21 protein-coding genes and 1 pseudogene are annotated in these 20,178 nt (G+C 70.4%); 9 read left to right on the top strand and 13 right to left on the bottom strand.

Annotated features, from left to right (window positions below; all coding sequences use genetic code 11):
• Window positions 1-6 precede the first annotated feature (6 nt).
• Genes PKO50_RS14040 through PKO50_RS14030 form a run of 3 tightly spaced genes read right to left on the bottom strand, consistent with a single transcriptional unit; the run spans window position 7 to window position 1,606 of the window.
• Window positions 7-645: a glutathione S-transferase family protein gene (locus PKO50_RS14040; RefSeq protein ID WP_275630065.1), complete on the bottom strand. Its 639-nt coding sequence runs from the start codon at window positions 643-645 to the stop codon at window positions 7-9.
• A 44-nt stretch (window positions 646-689) separates the two neighbouring features.
• Complete coding sequence (locus tag PKO50_RS14035; protein ID WP_275630064.1) at window positions 690-1,175, bottom strand: prolyl-tRNA synthetase associated domain-containing protein; 486 nt, start codon at window positions 1,173-1,175, stop codon at window positions 690-692.
• Between the two features lie 35 nt (window positions 1,176-1,210).
• The gene (locus PKO50_RS14030; RefSeq protein WP_109935548.1) at window positions 1,211-1,606 is read right to left on the bottom strand and encodes a hypothetical protein; all 396 of its coding nucleotides are present in this window, start codon (window positions 1,604-1,606) and stop codon (window positions 1,211-1,213) included.
• Between PKO50_RS14030 and PKO50_RS14025 the strand changes: the two genes are divergently transcribed.
• The 4 genes and pseudogenes from PKO50_RS14025 to PKO50_RS14010 all read left to right on the top strand — a co-directional run bounded on the left by PKO50_RS14025 (window position 1,596) and on the right by PKO50_RS14010 (window position 6,961).
• A complete protein-coding gene (locus tag PKO50_RS14025) occupies window positions 1,596-1,904 on the top strand; it encodes a hypothetical protein (protein ID WP_275630063.1) in 309 nt (102 codons plus the stop codon). The genes PKO50_RS14030 and PKO50_RS14025 overlap by 11 nt on opposite strands.
• 192 nt (window positions 1,905-2,096) lie before the next feature.
• A complete protein-coding gene (locus tag PKO50_RS14020) occupies window positions 2,097-3,149 on the top strand; it encodes an AraC family transcriptional regulator (protein WP_275630062.1) in 1,053 nt (350 codons plus the stop codon).
• Window positions 3,150-3,295: 146 nt separating this feature from the next.
• Window positions 3,296-5,626, top strand: a complete 2,331-nt coding sequence (locus tag PKO50_RS14015) for a TonB-dependent receptor (protein WP_346770508.1) — start codon at window positions 3,296-3,298, stop codon at window positions 5,624-5,626.
• Window position 5,627: 1 nt separating this feature from the next.
• Window positions 5,628-6,961 (top strand): annotated as a pseudogene (locus PKO50_RS14010) (LLM class flavin-dependent oxidoreductase).
• Between the two features lie 535 nt (window positions 6,962-7,496).
• Here the strand turns inward: PKO50_RS14010 and epsC are convergent.
• Entirely contained in the window at window positions 7,497-8,447 is a 951-nt protein-coding gene (gene epsC / locus PKO50_RS14005) for a serine O-acetyltransferase EpsC (RefSeq protein ID WP_275630061.1), read from the bottom strand.
• Window positions 8,448-8,946: 499 nt separating this feature from the next.
• Between epsC and PKO50_RS14000 the strand changes: the two genes are divergently transcribed.
• The gene (locus PKO50_RS14000; protein ID WP_275630060.1) at window positions 8,947-10,518 is read left to right on the top strand and encodes a sensor domain-containing diguanylate cyclase; all 1,572 of its coding nucleotides are present in this window, start codon (window positions 8,947-8,949) and stop codon (window positions 10,516-10,518) included.
• Window positions 10,519-10,553: 35 nt separating this feature from the next.
• Here PKO50_RS14000 and PKO50_RS13995 read toward each other — a convergent pair whose 3' ends face one another.
• From PKO50_RS13995 to PKO50_RS13985, 3 genes are all read right to left on the bottom strand, one after another.
• On the bottom strand, window positions 10,554-10,793 hold the full coding sequence (locus PKO50_RS13995; RefSeq protein WP_109932380.1) for a hypothetical protein: 240 nt from the start codon (window positions 10,791-10,793) through the stop codon (window positions 10,554-10,556).
• Between the two features lie 157 nt (window positions 10,794-10,950).
• Window positions 10,951-11,592: a DUF1109 domain-containing protein gene (locus tag PKO50_RS13990; RefSeq protein ID WP_275630059.1), complete on the bottom strand. Its 642-nt coding sequence runs from the start codon at window positions 11,590-11,592 to the stop codon at window positions 10,951-10,953.
• On the bottom strand, window positions 11,579-12,169 hold the full coding sequence (locus PKO50_RS13985) for a sigma-70 family RNA polymerase sigma factor (RefSeq protein ID WP_275630058.1): 591 nt from the start codon (window positions 12,167-12,169) through the stop codon (window positions 11,579-11,581). The genes PKO50_RS13990 and PKO50_RS13985 overlap by 14 nt, the downstream gene beginning before the upstream one ends.
• A gap of 220 nt (window positions 12,170-12,389) precedes the next feature.
• Here PKO50_RS13985 and PKO50_RS13980 point away from each other — a divergent pair, with 220 nt between their 5' ends.
• The 4 genes from PKO50_RS13980 to PKO50_RS13965 are packed head-to-tail and all read left to right on the top strand — an operon-like array spanning window position 12,390 to window position 14,760.
• Window positions 12,390-12,677, top strand: coding sequence for a DUF2282 domain-containing protein (locus PKO50_RS13980; RefSeq protein ID WP_275630057.1), 288 nt, complete (start codon window positions 12,390-12,392; stop codon window positions 12,675-12,677).
• A 16-nt stretch (window positions 12,678-12,693) separates the two neighbouring features.
• Window positions 12,694-13,527 (top strand): DUF692 domain-containing protein, encoded by an 834-nt coding sequence (locus PKO50_RS13975; protein WP_275630056.1) that lies wholly within the window; start codon window positions 12,694-12,696, stop codon window positions 13,525-13,527.
• The gene (locus PKO50_RS13970; RefSeq protein WP_275630055.1) at window positions 13,524-14,282 is read left to right on the top strand and encodes a DNA-binding domain-containing protein; all 759 of its coding nucleotides are present in this window, start codon (window positions 13,524-13,526) and stop codon (window positions 14,280-14,282) included. Before PKO50_RS13975 ends, PKO50_RS13970 begins: the two co-directional genes overlap by 4 nt.
• Before the next feature lie 10 nt (window positions 14,283-14,292).
• A complete protein-coding gene (locus PKO50_RS13965) occupies window positions 14,293-14,760 on the top strand; it encodes a DoxX family protein (RefSeq protein WP_109932392.1) in 468 nt (155 codons plus the stop codon).
• A gap of 9 nt (window positions 14,761-14,769) precedes the next feature.
• Here PKO50_RS13965 and PKO50_RS13960 read toward each other — a convergent pair whose 3' ends face one another.
• Genes PKO50_RS13960 through PKO50_RS13935 form a run of 6 tightly spaced genes read right to left on the bottom strand, consistent with a single transcriptional unit; the run spans window position 14,770 to window position 20,059 of the window.
• Complete coding sequence (locus PKO50_RS13960) at window positions 14,770-15,555, bottom strand: cyclase family protein (RefSeq protein WP_275630054.1); 786 nt, start codon at window positions 15,553-15,555, stop codon at window positions 14,770-14,772.
• Window positions 15,552-16,535: an NAD-dependent epimerase/dehydratase family protein gene (locus tag PKO50_RS13955; RefSeq protein ID WP_275630053.1), complete on the bottom strand. Its 984-nt coding sequence runs from the start codon at window positions 16,533-16,535 to the stop codon at window positions 15,552-15,554. The genes PKO50_RS13960 and PKO50_RS13955 overlap by 4 nt, the downstream gene beginning before the upstream one ends.
• Window positions 16,526-17,518: a fumarylacetoacetate hydrolase family protein gene (locus tag PKO50_RS13950; RefSeq protein ID WP_109932396.1), complete on the bottom strand. Its 993-nt coding sequence runs from the start codon at window positions 17,516-17,518 to the stop codon at window positions 16,526-16,528. The genes PKO50_RS13955 and PKO50_RS13950 overlap by 10 nt, the downstream gene beginning before the upstream one ends.
• A complete protein-coding gene (locus tag PKO50_RS13945; protein WP_275630052.1) occupies window positions 17,515-18,087 on the bottom strand; it encodes a cupin domain-containing protein in 573 nt (190 codons plus the stop codon). The genes PKO50_RS13950 and PKO50_RS13945 overlap by 4 nt, the downstream gene beginning before the upstream one ends.
• Window positions 18,088-18,098: 11 nt before the next feature.
• Window positions 18,099-18,872: an SDR family oxidoreductase gene (locus PKO50_RS13940; RefSeq protein ID WP_275630051.1), complete on the bottom strand. Its 774-nt coding sequence runs from the start codon at window positions 18,870-18,872 to the stop codon at window positions 18,099-18,101.
• On the bottom strand, window positions 18,869-20,059 hold the full coding sequence (locus PKO50_RS13935; RefSeq protein WP_275630050.1) for an MFS transporter: 1,191 nt from the start codon (window positions 20,057-20,059) through the stop codon (window positions 18,869-18,871). Before PKO50_RS13935 ends, PKO50_RS13940 begins: the two co-directional genes overlap by 4 nt.
• Between the last annotated feature and the right edge of the window lie 119 nt (window positions 20,060-20,178).

Genomic DNA, 20,178 nt, shown 5'->3' with positions numbered 1-20,178 from the left:
CCCCGCTCAATCCGCCGCGGCGAAATGCGCCAGCTGGTCCGCATGCGCCTTGCGGAATGCCGGCCGGGCCGTGGCGCGGGCGACGTAGGCGCTGCAGGCCGGGTAGGTCTGCAGCCCATCGAAGTGCTCGACCAGGCGCAGCACGTCGGCCATGAGGATGTCGGCGATGGAGAAGGCCCCGGCCAGCCATTCGCGGTTTTCCAGCACCCCGTCCATGTGCCGCAGCCGGGCCTGGACGAAGTCGTGCAGCAGCTTGTGCCCGGGCGTTTCGCTGGTGTCGCCGAGGAACAGGAAGAGCGCCCAGGGCAACACCGCCATTTCCACCGAGTTGAGCGCCGCGAACAGCCACTGGCTGACCTCGGCGCGGCCGCGCGGGTCGCCGGGCATCAGCGCCTTGCTGCGCTCGCCCAGGTGCAGCAGGATGGCGCCGCTCTCGAAGATGGAGAGTTCACCGTCGGTGAGCCAGGGCACCTGCCCGAAGGGCTGGTGCAGGAAGTGCTCAGGGCCGCGGTCGCGGAACGGCACGCCCTCCACGCGGTAGGGCAAGCCGGCCTCCTCCAGCGCCCAGCGCACGCGCAGGTCGCGCACGAAGCCGCGCGGCATCTGGGGGACCCAGTCGAAGGTGGTGAGTATCAGCTCGGCCATGGGGCACCTCCATGGGTAGGTCCTGCCCACTATAGCCCCTGCGCTCAGAGCGTCACCCGGACCGGCGTGTGCCCCGTATGGGCCAGGTACCTGAGCAGGTCCGCGTAGCGGATGCACAGGGTCTGCGAATTGACCAGCGGGTGGAAGCCGACCAGGTCGTCCTGGCGGATGCCGTCGTCGAGCAGCACGGTGATGCGCTGTTCGCGGTCGTCGGCCAGGGCGAAGGGCGTGACCGAGCCGGGCGTCAGCCCCAGCATCGCCATCAGCCGCTCCTCGGAGGCGAAGGACAGCCGCGTCTCGCCGAGCTGGCTCGCCAGGGCGGCCAGGTCGGCGCTCTTGAGTTCGTCGAGGATCAGCAGGTAGTGGCGGCTGCCCTTGCGGTTGCGCAGGAACAGGCACTTGACGTTCTGCCCGGGGAATTCGATGCCCGCCGCGTGGAATTCGGCGATGCTGCCGAAGGCCGGGTGTTCGACCCGCTCGAAGGCGATCTCCAGCTTGTCCAGCAGTGCGTACAGCTCGTCCTCTCGCATGTCTTGACCTCCTGAGTCGTCGGTTCCCATAGTGGCTAGGGCGCTTCCCAGCGCGACAGGTAGGCGACCATGGCCTGCTCCGCCTCGGCGCAGATCGCCTCGCTGATATGCCCCTCGGCCATGTAGCCGTACTTCATGCAGGCGAAGGCGATCTCCACCGCGAGGGTCGCCGCGTCCGGCTGCCTCGGCAGGTCGCCGAGCACGCCCAGGGTGTGCAGGCGCTCGCGCAGCAGATTACCAATCATCGCATCCTTCTCTTCGTGGGCCTTGCGGTCGATCGGCGTGAAATTGCCGCGCATGAGCAGGGCGCCAGCCGCGGGATGGGCATTGTAGTAAGCGGCGACAGCGCGGATGACCTGGCCGATCGCCCCTTTCCAGTCGCCGCCGGCCGGCCAGCGCATGCCGACTATCAGCGCCCCGATGCGCGCCATCTGCAGGCTGGCCAGGTGGGCGAGCCTGCGCTTCCTCAGCTCGTACCTGGGCTACGTCCCGGTGCTGGCCCCGGAGGATTTCGACGTCTGCCCGGTGCTGCTGACGCAACCCGCCGAGGACCGCTGGACCCCGCTCGCCCTCAGCGAGCCCTTCCTCAAGCGCCTGCGGCGCGTCGAGGTCACCACCCGGCTGCTGGACAACGCCGGGCACTATCCCCTGGAGGAACCGGGGCTGGGGCAGATGAACGCGGCGATCCTGGCCTTCGTCGAACAGGTCCTGGCCCGGCGGGCCACTTAGCACCTGGCCTGGTAGGGGACGCTTTTAGATCATAAAGTTATTTAATATAGATAAATAATTCCTTTATGACCTATTCGAAATCCCCAATCATGCCGCCTTCGGCTCGACCGCGGGCCTTCGCGAGGTCTCGCGCGCTTCCCCGCCGAGCCCACGCCAGAGGACGCCCCTTGAGCCAATGCGGAGGGCCATGACATGCATGCCGACACCATCGCCACCTGGGCCCAGGTCATCGCCCGCGCGCTGCAGGCCAGCGGGCACGATCCGCGGCCGTTGCTGCGCAGTGCCGGGATAGACCCGGGGCAGTTGCAGGATGCCAACCTGCGCATTCCCCTGGCGCGCATGAGCGCCCTGTGGCGGGCGGTGGAGCGCACCACCGGCGATGCCAGTTTCGGCCTTCAGGTGGCGGCGCACAGCCTGCCCACCGATTTCCATGGCCTGCTGTTCGCCCTGCAGAGCAGCCCCACCGTGGGCGAGGCGCTGCAACGGGTGGTGCGCTTCTCGTCGGTGGTCAGCACCTCCGGCCAGGTCAGCCTGGAGCGTACGCCGGAGGCCTGCCGCCTGGTCTACCGGCGCATCGCCGGCGTGCAGGTCGAGCAGATGGCCACCGAGGCCCTGCTGGCTTCCGGGCTGCGCCATGCCGCGCCGATCTGGGGCCTGGGGGTGGTGCGCCGCGTGCACCTGGCGCGCGCCTGCCCGGCGGATGCCCAGCGCTGGGAGCACCTGTTCGGCTTCCCGTTGCGCTTCGGCGCCGAGCACAACGCCGTGGACTATGACCCGCGCCTGCTGGAGGTGCCCCTGCGCAGCGGCAACAGCGAGCTGGCGCGCACCCTCGACGGCAGCCTCAGCGACTACCTCGAACGCCTGGCACGGCACGACCTGCCGGAGCAGGTGCGGCAGTCGATCATCCGCCAGATGCCGCGTGGCGAGGTACAGCAGGCGCTGGTGGCCGAAGAGCTGGGCATGAGCGTGCGCAACCTGCACCGCCACCTGCTGCGCCACGCCACCAGCTTCAGCGAACTGCTGGAGGACACCCGGCGGCGGCTGGCCTTCGATTACCTGCGGCAATCCCGCTGCTCGGTCAGCGAGGTCTGCTACCGCCTGGGTTTCAACGAGCCCAGCAGCTTCAACCGCGCCTTCCGCCGCTGGACCGGGCTGAGCCCGGGGCAGTGGCGCCAGCGCGAACTCGGCCAGGGCGCCGTCCCGTCGCCGGCGCCGCGGACATCGGTCCTGGCGCTGGCGGTGTGAGGCGCTGTCCGCAACGGACCATGGATTGTCCGCAAAAGCCCGTCCTTGCGCGCCCGGCGCGCCTAGCATCGGCAACCAGAGGGGCATGAGCCCCCGTCAAGCCGAAACCCGCCGTGCGTGCCACGGCTCTGCTGCAAGGACAAGCCATGAGCAAGACCCTTTCCCACGCCGCCCGGGCGGGCCTGGCGTTGCATCCGTTGGCCCTGGCGCTGCTGCTGGCCGCCGGCGCCGCCCAGGCGGCCGATGAGGACACAGCCGCCGAAACCGAGCCGCAAGCGCAGGCGGATACCCTGCAGAAGGTCACGGTCACCGCCCGGCGCCGCGAGGAAAACGCCCAGGACGTGCCCACGCCGATCACCACGGTCGCCGGTGAAACCCTGGAGAAGCAGCGCATCTACAAGATCCAGGACCTGCAGCAGGCGCTGCCCAGCGTCAACGTCGCCTACATCCATGCGCGCCAGTCCAGCCTGGCCGTGCGCGGCATCGGCAACAACCCGGCCAGCGACGGCCTGGAAGGTTCCGCCGGCATCTACCTGGACAACGTCTACCTGGGCCGCCCGGGCATGGCGGTGTTCGACCTGATGGACATCGAGCAGCTCGACCTGCTGCGCGGCCCCCAGGGCACCCTGTTCGGCAAGAACACCACCGCCGGCGTGCTCAACATCAGCACCCGCAAGCCGACTTTCACCCCGGAAAGCAGCGTCGAGGCCTCCGGGGGCGAGAACGGCTACTTCCAGGGCAAGGGCACTTTCTCCGGGCCGCTGACCGACACCCTGGCCGGGCGCCTGTCGGTGTACCGCAGCCGCGACGACGGCTACCTGAACAACCTCGCCGACCACCGTACCCTGCTGGGCGGCGAGCGCGAGGGCGCGCGCGGCCAGTTGCTGTTCCAGCCCAACGACGACTTCAGCCTGCGCTGGATCAACGAGTACAACAGCGAGAACTCCAGCCAGGGCAGCGGCGTGATCTACGGCGCCTCCGACCTGTTCTGGAAGCGCGCCAGCCTGGTCGGCGCGCACCCGGTGCTGGGCAAGTCCAACATCGACGGCCGGCAGAACGTCAGCGTGCACCAGAACGCCTCCTCGCTCGAGGCCAACTGGAAACTGGGCGGCGGCTACACCCTGACATCCATCAGCGCCTACCGCTACTGGCACTTCAACCCGGCCAACGACTCCGACGAGCTGGAGGTGCCGGTGATCCGCGACCTCGGCTACGAGATCCACGACCGCCAGTTCTCCCAGGAAATCCGCCTGGCCTCGCCCACCGGCGGCGCCTTCGACTACGTGCTGGGCGCCTATGCCTTCAAGCAGGACCTGAACAACCGCTACTTCGTCGACCTGGGACCGCTGGCCGACCTCAACCTGATCGGCGCCAACCTCAATGCGCTGAACAACGTCAGCAGCACCAGCAAGGGCAGGATCGAAACCGAGAGCTACGCGCTGTTCGCCCAGGGCACCTGGCACCTCACCGACAGGCTCGACTTCACCGCCGGCCTGCGCGGCACCTACGAGGAGAAGCAGGCACGGGTGCAACGCTACGCACCCGAAGGCGGCGCTGCGGTCGGCGGCCTGCCGGCGGCGGTGCGCGCAAGCCAGGCCGGCGCCTACGACTCCGGCGACCTCAGCCTGCACAACGCCGCGCCTTCGGCGCTGCTGAGCCTGAGCTACAAGTTCGACGACAACCTGCTGGGCTACGCCTCGCTGTCCCACGGCGAGAAATCCGGCGGGGTGAACCTCACGGTGGGCAGCGCCCCCAGCGCCGGGGCGGACTCCCTGCTGGTGGGCCCGGAGCGCGCCAACGACGCCGAGCTGGGCCTGAAGAGCACGCTGTTCGACCGCCGCCTGCTGCTCAACGCCAACCTGTTCTGGACCGGCATCCACGGCTACCAGGCCACCACCTACTACCAGCCGGCCGGTTCGGTCACCGGCTTCCAGGTGCTGGCCAACGCCGGCAAGCTGCGCTCGCGCGGCCTGGAGTTCGAGGCCACGGCCTTGCCGGTCCGCGGCCTGACGCTGAACTTCAACGGCTCCTACAACGACGTCAGCTACCTGTCGTTCAAGGACGCCCCCTGCCCCGCCGAGGTCAGCGCCCAGCCCGGCGCCCCGGCCACCTGCGACCTCAGCGGCGAGCGGGTGATGGGTGCCTCGAAATGGATCGCCAACCTCAACGGCGAATACAAGTGGCAGCTGGCCGACCGCTTCGAGCCCTACGTCACCGCCAGCTATGCGTACCGCTCCGAGGCCGAGGGCACCCTGGACAATTCCGACCTGTCGAAGATCCCCGGCTACGGCATCGCCAACTTCTCCGTGGGCCTGCGCCACGAGGTCGGCGACGGCCTGCTGGATGGCTCGCTGTGGGTGAAGAACGCCTTCGACAAGGAGTTCTACCAGGCGGTCATCGCCTCCTCCAACGGCCTCTACGTGGGCTACCCCGGACAGCGCCGGATGGCCGGCGTGACCCTGCGCTACGACTTCTGAGGTGAACATGAGCCAAGCACAGATGCGCCTCGGCGCCTTCCTCATGGGCAGCGGCCACCACCTGGCCGCCTGGCGCCACCCCGGGCCCCCGCCGGCGCGCTCGATTTCGCGCACTTCAGGCGCCTGGCGCAGACCGCCGAGCGCGGCCTGTTCGACGCCATCTTCTTCGCCGACAACCTGGCCCTGCTGGGCACGCCCGAACTGGCCAGCCACACCACCCACGCCGAGGTGCTCGACCCGCTGATGCTGCTGGCCGCCCTGGCCTCGGCCACCGAGCGCATCGGCCTGATCTCCACCGTCTCCACCGCCTACAACGCGCCTTACCTGCTGGCCCGCCGCTTCGCCTCCCTGGACCACCTGTCCGGCGGCCGCGCCGGCTGGAACCTGGTGACCTCGGCTACCGACCAGGAAGCGCACAACTTCGGCCGCGACCAGCACTTCGACCACGCCGAGCGCTACGCCCAGGCCGAGGAATACATCGACGTGGCCCTGGGCCTGTGGGACAGCTTCACCGACGACGCCTTCCTGCGCGACAAGGCCAGCGGCCGCTACTTCGACCCGGCGAAGCTGCGCATCGCCGACCACCGGGGCGAGCACTACCGCGTGCGCGGCCCGCTGAACCAGCCGCGCCCGCCCCAGGGTCACCCGGTGCTGGTGCAGGCCGGCTCCTCCGAGCCCGGCAAGGAACTGGCCGCGCGCACCGCCGAGGTGGTGTTCACCGCGCAGCAGACGCTGCAGGACGCCCAGGCCTTCTACGCCGACCTCAAGTCCCGCCTGGCCCGCTACGGCCGCGAGCCGGACGAGCTGAAGATCATGCCCGGCCTGTCGCCGGTGCTCGGCCGTACCCAGGCCGAGGCCGAAGACCTCTACGCCGAGCTGCAGGACCTGATCGAGCCCCAGCTGGGCCTCGCCCTGCTCTCCGGCATGGCCGGCGGCCTGGACCTTTCCGCCTACCCGCTGGACGGCCCGCTGCCGGAGCTGCCGCCGAGCAACGCCATGAAGAGCCGCCAGGCGCTGTTCATCGACCTGGCCCGGCGCGAGAACCTGAGCATCCGCCAGCTCTACCTGAAGGTCGCCGGCGCCCGCGGCCACTGCACGCTGGTCGGCGACCCCAGGCAGATCGCCGACCACCTGGAGCAATGGTTCACCAGCGGCGCCGCCGACGGCTTCAACATCATGCCGCCGCTGCTGCCGGATGGCCTGGACCGTTTCGTCGAACTGGTGGTGCCGGAACTGCAGAGGCGCGGGCTGTTCCGCCGCGAGTACCAGGGCCGCACCCTGCGCGAGCACCTGGGCCTGCGTAGGCCCGGGCGCGGCATGGCGCATGCTGAGTAGGGCGAATAACCGTTCGCGGTTATCCGAGGATGACGGCGGATAACGCCGTAGGCGTTATGCGCCCTACGAACTATCGCGAACGTGGGGAGTCAGGGTTCGCGAGCAAGCTCGCTCCTACGAAGAGCAAAAGCGGCTCTTGCTCTGGTTTTGGGATTTCCAGAGAAACATCCGAGCGCACCGGAACGCCCCTTCAGAAGGCCGAGCGAAACCGGCGCTCAGGAGGTCATGCGACATGGATGTCGCTTGAGCCCCGATCAGCACAGGGACGTGCTGTCGGGGCGGGCCTCCGTGGCGGGGGAGTTCGTGAGGGTAGCCCGGCTTTATCGGGCCCGTATGTCGGGGCAAGCCTTCTTGGTTACTTCTTTGGCGTTTGAAAGAAGTGACTCGCCCGAGGGGGCGAAACAAGAGACATCCGAACACTCGGAGCGGCGCGTTACACCTAAACCCAATAGACAGTTGCTCCTACGGCCGTGCTTCCCTGGAACCGTAGGAGCGGACTCCGTCCGCGATCATCCGCCGCTGGAAACGGCGGCTCCTAGTCCAGCCCCGCGTCGCCGGCCTGCTGCTGCAGGCTGGCCTGGCTGATCTGGCTGCCCGGCGGCACGCTGCGCGTCAGCCAGACGTTGCCGCCGATGGTGGAGCCCTTGCCGATGGTGACGCGCCCCAGGATGGTGGCGCCGGCGTAGATCACCACCTCGTCCTCGACGATGGGGTGGCGCGGCTGGCCCTTGTGCAACTGGCCGGTCTCGTCCGCGGTGAAGCGCTTGGCCCCGAGGGTGACCGCCTGGTAGATGCGCACCTGCTCGCCGATGATCGCCGTTTCGCCGATCACCACGCCAGTGCCGTGGTCGATGAAGAAGCTGCCGCCGATCTGTGCGCCGGGGTGGATGTCGATGCCGGTGGCCGAGTGCGCCAGCTCCGAGATGATCCGCGCCACCAGCGGCAGGCCGGCGCGGTACAGGTGGTGCGCCATGCGGTGGTGGATGATGGCGAGCACGCCCGGGTAGCACAGCAGCACCTCGTCGACGCTGCGTGCCGCCGGGTCGCCCTGGTAGGCGGCCAGCACGTCGGAATCCAGCAACTGGCGCAGCAGCGGCAAGGCCAGGGCGAAGTCGCGGACGATGTCCTGCGCCCGCGCCTCGATACCGTCGTCCGGCTCGCCGCGCTGGCGTGCGCCATAACGCAGTTCCAGGCGCGCCTGGACCAACAGCGCGTTGAGGGCGCTATCCAGGGTACGCCCGACGAAAAAGTCCTCGCTCTCCTCGCGCAGGTCGTTGGGCCCCAGGCGCATGGGGAAGAGCGCGCTGGCCAGGCGCTCGACGATTTCCTCGATGGAACGCCGCGAGGGCAGCTCGCGCCCACCCTGCTCGCGCGGCCGGCCGCTGCGGCTACGCCACTCGCTGCGCGCCGCGCGCAGTTCTTCGACGATGCGCTCCAGTTGCCAGCTCACCGGGTTGTTTTCGTTCTGTTTGCCGATCTCGTGCATGTATCGCTACTTCCAATGCCGTGGTTCTTGCCAAGCGTAGGCCGGCTGGGGAGCCTTCGTCACCCTCGCCGGTCTATCCTGAGGTTTCCCGGGCCCGCCGACAAATCGCTGCCGGTTCTAAGCTCATGCCGGGCGGTACTCGACTTTCCTGATCGGCTGAGGCCCAGACCAGTGTCATCGTGTAGAGCACGCAGTAGCGGGCGACCTTGGCGAAGGCGACGGTCAGCAGGAAACGCCAGAAGGGTCAGCCAGGGATTATCGAGAAATAGTCAACCTGCAGGCGGACAAGGAAACCGCCCCAGGCCAGGGCCAGACGACCCGTCGCGCACCACTGGTCAAATAATGGCCATATGCCACCAAATTTTCACCTACCATGAACCTTGGCAGGATATGCCGATGCAGCACCGAAGGACCGACCGTTGACAGGTCGCTGCCTGCCGGAAGCCGGCGGCCCGGCCGTCGCGGGCCGCCAACTACCACGTGCCACTGGAATACACCCATGCCAGCCGGGGCCATTCCCAAGCTCAACCTGCGCACGCTGATCCTGCTGTTCACCTCGGTGGCCATCCTCGCCACCCTGCTGAACGACCTCTATGCCACCTACCGGATCCAGCGCGAGACGCTGGTGCGCAACTCGCTGGAAACCAACCGCGCCTACGCGGCGAAAGTCGCCCTGACCCTCGGCCAGAGCCTGGACGCCGACCTCGGCCGGCTGCGCTACAGCGCCCAGGTGATGGGCGGGGACTTCGCTTCCCGGGCAACGCTGGAAGCGGAAACCCGGCGCCTGGCAGAGCAGGACCAGAGCTTCAACACCCTGGTGGTGGCCAATGCCCAGGGCCGCATACTGGCCTCCTACCCGCCGGCGCTCAGCCTGGCCGGCCAGAGCCTGCGCTCGCGGGAGCCGCTGGAGCGCAAGCAGGCGATGATCAGCCCGGCCTTCCATTCGCTGGTGGGCAACCTGATCGTGTTCGTCTCCCACCCCATCCACAGTCCCCAGGGCGAGTACCTGGGGCTGGTCGGGGGCACCATCTACCTGCGCAAGAACAACGCGCTCAACGAGATCGTCAGCAAGCACTTCCAGACCGACGCCTCCTACCTCTACCTGGTGGACGGCAACCGCCACCTGCTGTTCCACCCCGATACCGACCGCATCGGCAAGGCCGTGGGCCCGAACGCGGCGGTGGACGCCGTGCTGCGCGGCGAGAGCGGCGCCATGCCGGTCACCGACGACGAAGGGGTGGAGATGCTGGCGGGCTTCGCGCCGGTGTCCAGCAGCGGCTGGGGCGTGGTTTCCCAGCAACCGCTGAGCGTTCCCCTCGCCGCCCTGCGGGCGCTGATGCTGGAGGTGGTGCAAGGCATAGTGCCCATGGCCCTGCTGGGGTTCATCCTGCTCTGGTGGGCCGCCTCGCGGATCAGCCACCCCCTGAGCCGGCTGGCCGACTACGCCGAGCAGCTGGACGACTCCCAGGGCATCGGCAAGGTGCGCGCCTGGTACTACGAGGCCTGGCGCATCCGCCGTGCCCTGGTCCAGGGCGCGCTGCTGACCCAGGAGCGCATCGGCAAGCTCAACCACCAGGTGCTCAGCGACCCGCTGACCGGCCTGGCGAACCGGCGCATGCTGGAGGACTGCCTGCGCGACTGGGCCGTGCTGGAAAAGCGTTTCGCCGTGATCAGCATGGATATCGACCACTTCAAGCGGGTCAACGACGCCTTCGGCCACGACGTCGGCGACAAGGTGCTGCAGGCCTTCGCCGACCTGCTGCGGCAGAACTGCCGCGACGGCGACGTGCCCTGCCGGGTGGGCGGCGAGGAATTCATCCTGCTGCTGCCGCTGACGGGCCTGGCCGACGCCGCGGAAGTGGCGGAACGGATCCGGCGCTCGATGGCCGACGCCGTCGTCCCCCCGGCCGGGCAGGTCACCCTGTCGGCGGGGGTCGCCTGCTGGACGCCGGACCAGCCCGACGTCGCCGCCACGCTCAAGGAGGCGGACGAGTTGCTCTACCAGGCGAAGCAGGCCGGCCGGAACCGGGTGATGGTCCGTGGCCGGGGAACCTCGACGACGGCCGCCTGAACAGCGCCACCGCCGCCCTCCCCGCCCAGGCGGGCTCATTCCAGTGGCGCGAGTCCGACCCCACTCTCCTCCCGGGCGTCGGGGTGCAATGTCAGTTCGATCCGGTGCGCGGCCTGCAGCAGCGCATCGGCACTCTCCTCGAGGCGTTTCGCGGCGGTGAGCAGGGCCGCGGCGGTATCGGGCGAAGCGATCTCCGCCGCGGCCTGCCGCAAGACCTGCACGGCGGAAGTCTCGTTGATGGCAGAGGCCAGCAACACCTTCCTTAGTCGTTCCATTTCCTCCTCCATCGTCGGCTGGAGCAGTGCAGGAATAGCTCCGATTTCGCCCGGCCAGCGGACGAGCCGACAACCGGCAGTGCCCGGACTTCGCCAATCACGACACGCCTGGCCCCCGGCGACAGGGGCCCAGGTGGCTATTGCCGGCTCCGGCGCCTCACCAGCGCAGCAGGCGCGGGCCCAGCATGGCGCCCAGCAGCGTCGGCAGGAGCATACCCAGCAGGTACCAGATGCCCCAGAACGGCACACCCATTTCCGGGCAGTGCAGGCAGTAGGCCAGGGTGGCGGTGGCCCCGGCCAGCAGGCCGCCGGCAGCGCCGGCCTGGCGCAGGCGCGTCGGCGCCAGGCCGCGCAGGGCCCAGAACACGCCGACGAAGGCTGGCAGCGAGAGCAGCGCGATGTTCAGCGGGCAGGTGCGCCAGGTGCGGCCGAACACCAGGTCGGCGCGCGCCTCCAGTGGCGCACCGGCCAGCGCCAGGGCGCCGCCCAGCCATACCAGCAGCACCGGCAGGCACAGCGCGGCCCAGGCCACGCCGCCACGCACACCGGGGCGCGCCAGGCGGCCGCACAGCCACAGCGCCAGCGGCGCCAGGCTGCCCGGCAGCGCCAGCTTGGCCCAGAACAGCGGCGTGCGCGCCACCTCGGCGAGGTCCTCGCGCACGCCGTAGAGCACCGCCACCAGCAGCAGCGCGCCCAGGCCGCCGCCCAGCAGGGCCAGGGCGAAGCGCCGCGCCAGGGCGTGCCGGTCCACCGCCGTTTCGCCGGCGGCGAGCAGGTCGATCAGTTCATCGGTCTTCATCGTTGCGCTTACCTCGAATCATGCCCGCCAGGGCCTTGAGCCCGCGGTGGATGCCGACCTTCACCGCGGAGCTGGAGAGCCCGGTGAGCCGCGCGGTCTCTTCCACCGACAGACCCTCGAGCTTCACATGGACGATCGGCAGGCGCTGCCGCTCGGGCAGTTGCTGCAGCAGCCGGCCCAGGTCGCGGCTGGCCTGGGCCGGTTCGTCGTCCTCGCCGGCGAACAGATCCCCGTCGTCCTCCTCCAGGGGCTGCTGCAGGGCCTCGCGGCGGGCGAAGGCGCGGAAATGGTCGGCCAGCTTGTAGCGCGCTATGGCCTGCACCCAGGCGGTCAGCGGCTGCTCGGCGCGATAGGTGTGGCGGGCGTTGTGCACCGCCAGCAGCACTTCCTGCAGCAGGTCCTCTACCTCCGCCGGGCGCTGCGCCAGGCGCCGGCGCAGGAACGCCCGCAGGTGCACGCCGAGGGCGCCGAGGAAGTCACGGTAGGCCGTGGCGTCGCCGGCCAGGCCACGCAACAGCAAGGCCTGGAGCTGCGCCTCGCGTGCGTTCAACTGCTCCTGGCTGGTAGTTCGCTGCATCGGTCGCCCTGGTTACACCGCGGATGAAATTTTCCCCAGGGCCGAACACGCCCTCGGACCGCCTGAAAAAAACGGCCGTCGTTCAATACGTTAGGGCGGCGGGCGAGAAACCTCAAAAAAATTTTCGCTGCGCTGTAACCGGACGATCGCAGGCGACGAACTGGTTCATGAGCCGACGGTAACCCTCCGCCGGCCATCCCAACCTTCCGGAGACCGCACCATGAAAAGCATCGCCCTCGCCAGCGCAGCCCTGGCCCTCGCCTCCCTCGCCGGCGCCGCCCTGGCCGACGACATGAACACCCAGGCCGGCGCAGGCGCGGCCATGGAGAAATGCTACGGCGTGGCCCTGGCCGGCAAGAACGACTGCAAGGCCGGCGCCGGCACCACCTGCGCCGGCAGCGCCAAGAAGGACTATGACGCCATGCACTGGAAGAACGTCCCGGCCGGCACCTGCACCTCGATCAAGACGCCCCACGGCATGGGCTCGCTGACCCCGATGAAGTCCTGAGCCAAGGCTGCCGACCATGAACGCCACCTACGTACCAGGCGCCGGCCTCGGCCTGAAGGCCGAGCACTATGCCCAGGCCCTGGGCTGCGGCGCCGAAGGGCTCTGGTTCGAAGTCCACCCGGAGAACTACATGGTCGGCGGCCCGCGCCTCGCCTGGTTGGAGCGCATCGCCGAGCGCCATCCGCTGTCGCTGCACGGGGTCTCGTTGTCCCTGGCGGCCGACGCCCCGCCCGACGCGGCGCACCTGCAGCGCCTGCGCGCCCTGGCCGAGCGCGTACGGCCGGTGCTGGTCTCGGAACACCTGGCCTGGTCCGCCTGGCGCGGCCACTACCACCCCGACCTGCTGCCCTTCCCGCGCAGCGACGAGGCCCTGGCGCGCATCGCCGACAACATCCAGCGTACCCAGGACGCGCTGGGCCGGCGCATCGCCGTGGAGAACCCCAGCCACTACCTGCACCTGGACGGCCATGAGCGGGACGAGATCGACTTCCTCGCCGAACTGGCGCGGCGCACCGGTTGCGGCCTGTTGCTGGACGTCAGCAACGTGCACGTCAGCGCCCACAACCTCGGCTTCGACGCCGGCGCCTACCTGGACCGCTTTCCCGCCGAGGCCGTGGTCGAGATCCACCTCGCCGGGCACAGCCGCGACGACGGTGGCGAGTTGCTGGTGGACTCCCACGACGCCCCCGTCGCCGATGCGGTCTGGACACTCTACCAGCGCCTGGTCCGGCGCATCGGCCCGCGGCCGACACTGATCGAGCGCGACGGCCACATACCCGCATTCGACACGCTGCTCGCCGAACGCGAACGCGCCCAGGCCATCCTCGACCTGCAACGGAGGGCCCCATGAACAGCTCCCTCGGACGCTTCCAGGACACCTTCGTCGAAGCGCTCCACCAGCGCCCGGCGGGCGACCTGGCGGCGCTGGCCGCCCAGCCCGGCTTCGCGGTCTACCGCAACACCGTGCTCAAGGGCTGCGTCGACGCCCTGTGCGACAACTTCCCCGCCGTCGAGCGCCTGGTCGGCCGCGACTGGCTGGAAGGCGCCGCGGCGCTGTATGCCCGGCAGGCCCCGCCAACCGATGCGCGGCTGGTTCTCTATGGCGAAGGTTTCGCCGACTTCCTCGGCGCTTTCGAGCCGGCCCGCCCACTGCCCTACCTGGCCGAGGTGGCGCGCCTGGACCGGCTCTGGCTGGAGGCCTTCGCCGCCGAGCAGGAGCCCGCCCTCGGCCTGGCCGAACTGGCCGGCATGACCGCCAGCGACCTCGCCCGCTGCCGCCTGCGCCCGCGGGCCTGCGTGCGCTGGCGCTGGTTCGCCGGGCAGCCGATCTACAGCCTGTGGCGCCATAACCGCCAGGCCCTGGCCCTGCCCGAGGAACTCCCCTGGCACGGCGAAGGCGCCCTGCTGGTGGGCAGCGCCGCGGGCGTGGCCTGGCAGCCGCTGGAGATCGGCGGCTGCGCCTTCCTCGACGCCTGCGCTGCCGGGCACGACCTCGACCTGGCATCGAACCTGGCCTTGCAGGCCCAGCCCGACCTGGACTTCACCGCCCTGCTCGGCCGCCTGCTGGCCGCCGCGGCCTTCGCCCCGCTCATCCTGCCCCACTGAGGAACCCGCCATGGACATCACCCATTCCCCGGCCAGCCGCCACGGCCTGCTGCACCACTGGAGCCGGCTGGCCGACACCCTGCAGCGCCTGCTCGGCGACAGCTTCCTGTGCCTGGTGGCGCGGCTGGGCATCGCCTCGATCTTCTTCCTTTCCGGGCGCACCAAGGTCGAGGGCTTCCTCAGCATCACCCCGGGCACCTACGAGCTGTTCCGCAGCGAATACGCGCTGCCGCTGGTTTCGCCGTACCTGGCCGCGCACCTGGCCACCTACGCCGAGCACCTGTTCCCGCTGCTGCTGGTGCTGGGCCTGGGCACCCGTCTCTCGGCCCTGGCGCTGCTGGGCATGACCACGGTGATCGAGGTCTTCGTCTACCCCGACGCCTGGCCCACCCACCTGTCCTGGGCCGGGCTGCTCCTGCTGCTGGTCGCCCGCGGCGGCGGCAGGCTGTCGCTGGACCGCCTGCTGGGCATCCGCTGATGCGGACCCTCAGCCCTCGAAAATCGCCACCGCGCGGACGAAGCCCGCCGAGGCGTGGCGGATCTTGTAGGGGAAGCAGCTGACCAGGAAGCCATGGGCCGGCAGCTGTTCCAGGTTGGCCAGCTTCTCCATCTGCCCGTAGCCGATGTCGCGCCCAGCCTTGTGGCCTTCCCAGATGATCGAGGCGTCGCTGTTGGCGGCGAAGCGCTCGCGGGTGTACGTGAAAGGCGCGTCCCAGCTCCAGGCGTCGGTGCCCACCACCCGCACGCCGCGCTCCAGCAGGTAGAGCGTGGCCTCGCGGCCCATGCCGATGCCTGCATCGAGATAGCCCGGCTGGCCGAACAGGCTGCCGGCGCGGGTGTTCACCAGCACGATGTCCAGTGGCTGCAGGGTGTGGCCGATGCGAGCCAGTTCCGCCTCCACCTGCGCCGCCGTCACCACGTGGCCGTCGGGCAGGTGGCGGAAGTCCAGCTTCACCCCCGGCTGCAGGCACCATTCCAGCGGCAGCTCGTCGATGCCGAAGGCCGGCTTGCCGCCGTCGGTGGTGGAGGCGTAGTGCCAGGGCGCGTCCATGTGGGTGCCGCTGTGGGTGGTGACCTGCAGGCGCTCGGCGGCCCAGGCCTCGTTGCCCGGCAGGTCTTCCTTGCGCAGGCCGGGGAACATCGCGGCCATTTCCGCCCAGCCCTGCTGGTGGTCCATGTAGTCGATCCTCGGCAGCAGCGGCGGCGGGTCGCTGTAGGGGTTGTTGTCCAGGCTCACCGAGAGGTCGAGCAGGCGGCGCTTGCTCAGGTTCATGCGGAAACTCCTTTGCGGGCAGCCGCGCGGCTGCGGCGCGGCGTGAGGTCGAGGGCATTGCGCAGCAGCGCGGCGGCCGTGCCGTCGTGGCGGAAGCCCAGGGCGCGGGCGTGGGGCGTGCGCAGCGGCGGGAAGCGGCCGAACAGGGCCTCCAGCTGCGCGTCGGGCTCGAAGGCGATGCGCTCGCGGTGGGCCTCGCCGAAGCTGGCGGCCAGGGCGTCGAGCACCTGGGCGATGGACAGCTGCAGCACCGGCAGCTGCCATACCCGCCGCTCGCCGGGGCTCTCCAGCTCGGCGGCGTGCAGCAGGTTGTCCACGCAGCAGCGCGCCGACATCCACCAGGCCGTGGCCTGCGGCGACACCGGGCAGGTGTAGGGCTCCCCTGCCGCATAGGCGTGCAGCAGGTCGCTCATGAACGCCGAGCGCAGGCCGTTGAGCTGCCGCGGCCGGGCGACTATGCCGGGCAGGCGCAGGGCGCGGCCGTCCACCTCGCTGCGGCGGGCCAGGTCCTCCAGGGCAGTCTCGACCATCAGCTTGTGCGCCGCGTAGGACAGCTGCGGGCGGGCCGGCTGCGCCTCGTCCATGCGCGCCGGCAGCTCGCCGCCGTATACCGCCACGCTGCTGGCGTACACCAGCACCGGCGGGCGTTCGCGGTTGCGCAGTTGCTGCAGCAGCTCCAGGCTGGCCTGCAGGTTGACCTGGTAGCCCAGCTCGTACTGCGCCTCGGCGGCGCCACCGGGCACGCTGACCAGGTGGAAGACCACGTCGATGCCGTCGGCCAGCACCCGGCGCAACAGCGCCGGATCGGTGATGCTGCCGAAGTGGCGGCGCAGGCGGCGGTCGTCCGGCAGGCCGTCCAGCTGTTGGTCGAGCAGCAGCAGCGCCTCTATTCGCTGCCCGCGCAGTTCGCCCTGCGCCAGCAGGCGCCCGACCAGCTCGCGGCCGACGAAGCCGTTGGCCCCGCTGACCATCACGCGCATGGCCAGCCCCCCTGCACCACGCGCTGGTCGATGGCGCCGAACAGCACCTCGCCGTCCGGGCCACGGGCCTCCATGCGCACGCGGTCGCCGAAGCGCATGAAGCCGGTGCGCGGTGCGCCCTGGGCGATGGTCTCGATGGCGCGGCGCTCGGCGATGCAGGCCGAGCCGACGCTGCGGTCGGCGTTGGAGACGGTGCCCGAGCCGACCAGGGTGCCGGCGCTCAACCGTCGCGTCAGGGCCGCGTGGGCGATCAACTGGTGGAAGCCGAAATGCATGGCCCCGCCATGGGGGTGGCCGAACCATTCGCCGTTCCATTCCACCTGCAGCGGCAGGTGCACGCGGCCGTCGCGCCAGGCCTCGCCCAGCTCGTCCGGGGTCACCGCCACCGGGGCGAAGCTGCTGGCGGGCTTGGCCTGGAGGAAGCCGAAGCCGGTCTTCATCTCCCGCGGCGCCAGGGCGCGCAGGCTGACATCGTTGAGCTGCAGGACCAGGCGTACGTGGGCCAGGGCGCATTCGGCCGGGCAGCCCATGGGCACCGCGTCCACCAGCACGGCGAATTCGCCTTCGAAATCGATGCCGTGGGCCTCGCTGGGCAGCGGGATGTCCGCGCACGAGCCGAGGAAGTCGTCGCCGGCGCCCTGGTACATCAGCGGGATGCTGTCGGCGCCGGCGATGGGTTCGAGATTGAAGGCCTTCTGCATCAGCTCGCCGTGGCTGAGGAAGCAGGAGCCGTCCAGCCACTGCCAGGCACGGGGCAGCGGCGCGGCCAGGCGGGTGGGATCGAGGGCGAAGGCGTCGGCCAGTTCGTTGGCGTTCAGGCGCTGGTAGAGGCGTTGCAGGCCGGGTTCGACGGCCTCCCAGTGTTCCAGCCCCGCCTGCAGGGTGGCGGCGATGCCACCGGCCTCCACCGCCCGTTGCAGGTCGCGGGAAACCACCAGCAGGCGGCCGTCGCGGCTGCCGTCGTCGAGGGTCGCGAGCTTCATGGCAGCAGCGCCTCCAGCGCTTCGGCGTAGCGGCCGTCGAGCAGGATGAAGACCATCCGCGCCATCTGCTCGGTGCGGTTGCTCCAGGCGTGGTTGGTGCCGCGCTGGACCACGATGTCGCCACGCTTGAGGTGCACCTCGCCGTCATCGAGCACCAGCCACACCTCGCCTTCGGTGACGATGCCGTAGTCGAGGGTCCGGGTGCGGTGCATCAGCCTGTGCCTCGAATCGGCCTTGCCGGTGCCGGCATGGGCCTGGCCGATCTCGGCGAAGGCGGCCGCGGCCTCTTCGGCGCTGACCTGGTTCTGCACGCTGTCCGGCGGGATGTCCACCACGCGGATCACGCTGCCCAGCGGGCCGGGGCTCAGCTGCAGCGGCTGGTCGGTCGGGTCGTCGCCGTCGTCCAGCGGCGCCGGGCTGGTGGCGCTGCTCCATATCTCATGGAAGACGGTGCCGGGCACGGCCTTGAGCGGGAAGACGTTGGGCGTCGGGCCGCAGCTGGCGACCACCGCCCGGCCCTGGGCGTCGTGCCCGGTGACGATACGTTTGAATTCGGGAAGCGGGTGCATGGCATCTCCTTTCAATTGCCGTCGCCGATGGTGGTGCCACCGTCGACGATGAGGTTCTGGCCGCTGATGAAGGCACCCCCGGGCGCCGCCAGCAGCAGCGCCAGGGCGGACACTTCCTCGGGGCGGCCGACGCGGCGCAGCGGCGTCAGCGCCAGGCGGCGCTGCATGACTTCGGGGTTGTCGGTGAGCGGGCGGGCGAACTCGGTGTGGATCACCCCCGGGCTGATGGCGTTGACGCGGATGTTCGCCGGCCCCCACTCCACCGCCAGGTTGCGCGCCAGCTGGGCCAGGCCGGCCTTGGCCAGGCCGTACAGGCCCAGGCCCCGGTTGCCGCGCACGCCGGCGATGCTGGCCATCAGCACCACGCTGCCGCCGCCGCGCGCGGCCATGGCCGGCAGCAGCGCGTTGGCCAGCCAGAGGGCGCTGCGCAGGTTGACGGTGAGGGTTAGCTCCCAGTCGGCGTCGCTGGCCGTGGCGATGGGGCCCATGTGGGGCGCCACGCCGGCATTGCAGACCAGCGCGTCGAGACCGCCGAGACGCGCCAGGGCCTGCCCGGCCAGCTCGTCCACGGCTCGCCGGTCGCGCAGGTCGGCGGGCAATGCGATGGCCTCGATGCCCTCCTCCGCCAGCAGCATCACGGTGCGTTCGCAGTCCGCGGCGCTTTCGCTGCTGATCGCCAGGCGCGCGCCGGCGCGGCCGTACTCGCGGGCGATGGCCAGGCCGATGCCGCGGGTGGCGCCGGTGACGAGCGCGGCCTTGCCGGCCAGGGAAAAGAGCTCGCTCATAGCGCCTCCACCACCGGCACGGGCCGGCCGCGGCGCAGCAGCACCAGGCACAGCGGGGCCAGCACCAGCTGGGCGCTGGCGACCAGCAGCAGGGCCTGGGGCAGCCGTGGGTTGTCGCCGCCAGTCAGCGCCAGCACCAGCAGCGGGCTGAGGAACTCGCCGGCGAAAATGGACGCGGTGAAGCCGCCGGTGGCGCGGCCGCGCTGGTCGAAGCCGACCTGCAGCATCACCTGGGTGATCAGCGTCGGCAGCAGCAGGCCCACGCCCAGGCCGTTGACCAGCACCGCCAGCACCACCGGTGCGTGGCTGCCGGCCAGGGCCATGAGCGCACCGCCCAAGCCGGCGGTGGCGAAGCCCAGGGCCAGCAGGCGCCGCGCCGGCAACGCGGCGAGCAGGCGGAAGGCCAGGGCCCCGGCGAGCACGCCGAGCTGGTTGGCGCCCATGGTCATGCCCACCTGCTGCGGCGCGTCCACGTGCAGCAGTTGCAGCAGGTAGCCGGCCTGCACCGGGACGATGAACAGGCTGACACCGGCCAGCAGGGTCAGCAGGTACAACGGCGCCAGCGCGGCCCAGGGGAAGCGCCCGGCGGCGGGCTGGACGCACTCGTCCCGATGGCCTCGAGGCTCCCACAGCAGCGCCGCCATCAGCGGCAGGCACAGCAGGCCCACCGCGTAGAGCGCGAAGGGCGTGCGCCAGCCGCTCTCCCCCAGCGCCCCGCCCAGGCCCATGAACAGCGCGGCGGACAGCGAGGTGGCGACCATCTGCAGGGCGAACAGGCGCTCGCGGCGCGGGCCGTCGAAGTAGTCGCCCATCAGGGTGGTGCAGCAGGTCATGATGCCGGCTTCGGCCAGGCCGATGCCGGCGCGGCTGGCGACGATCGCCCCCAGCGAGTCGAGCCACAGCGGCAGCACCCCGCACAGGCTGTACAGCAGCATGCTGGCGAGCAGCAGCGGGCGGCGCCCGACGCGGTCGGCCAGCAGCCCGGCCAGGGGTGCCAGGAAGGCGATCACCAGCGCCGGCAGGGTCAGGGCGACGGGCACCAGCACGGTGGCGCCCGGGGTTTCGGCGAAGTGCGCCTGCATGCGCGGCAGCACCGGCGCTATGAGCACGGCGCCGAGCACCGGCAGGCAGCTGCCGAACAGCAGTAGCAGGGCCTGGGCGCTGCCGGCGGGGCGTGGGGCGGTCATTGCGCACCTCCGCGTCGGAAACCCATGGGATCGTGGCGATGGGTATCGCTCCGCGATACCCATCCTACGGCGGCGTTCCCAGCGCACCTGTAGGAGCGGGCCCTGCCCGCGATTCGCGC

The sequence above is a fragment of the Pseudomonas sp. 273 genome (assembly GCF_029201425.1).
Classification (GTDB): Bacteria; Pseudomonadota; Gammaproteobacteria; order Pseudomonadales; family Pseudomonadaceae; genus Pseudomonas; species Pseudomonas delhiensis.
This window is presented reverse-complemented; position numbering and strand designations above follow the sequence as displayed.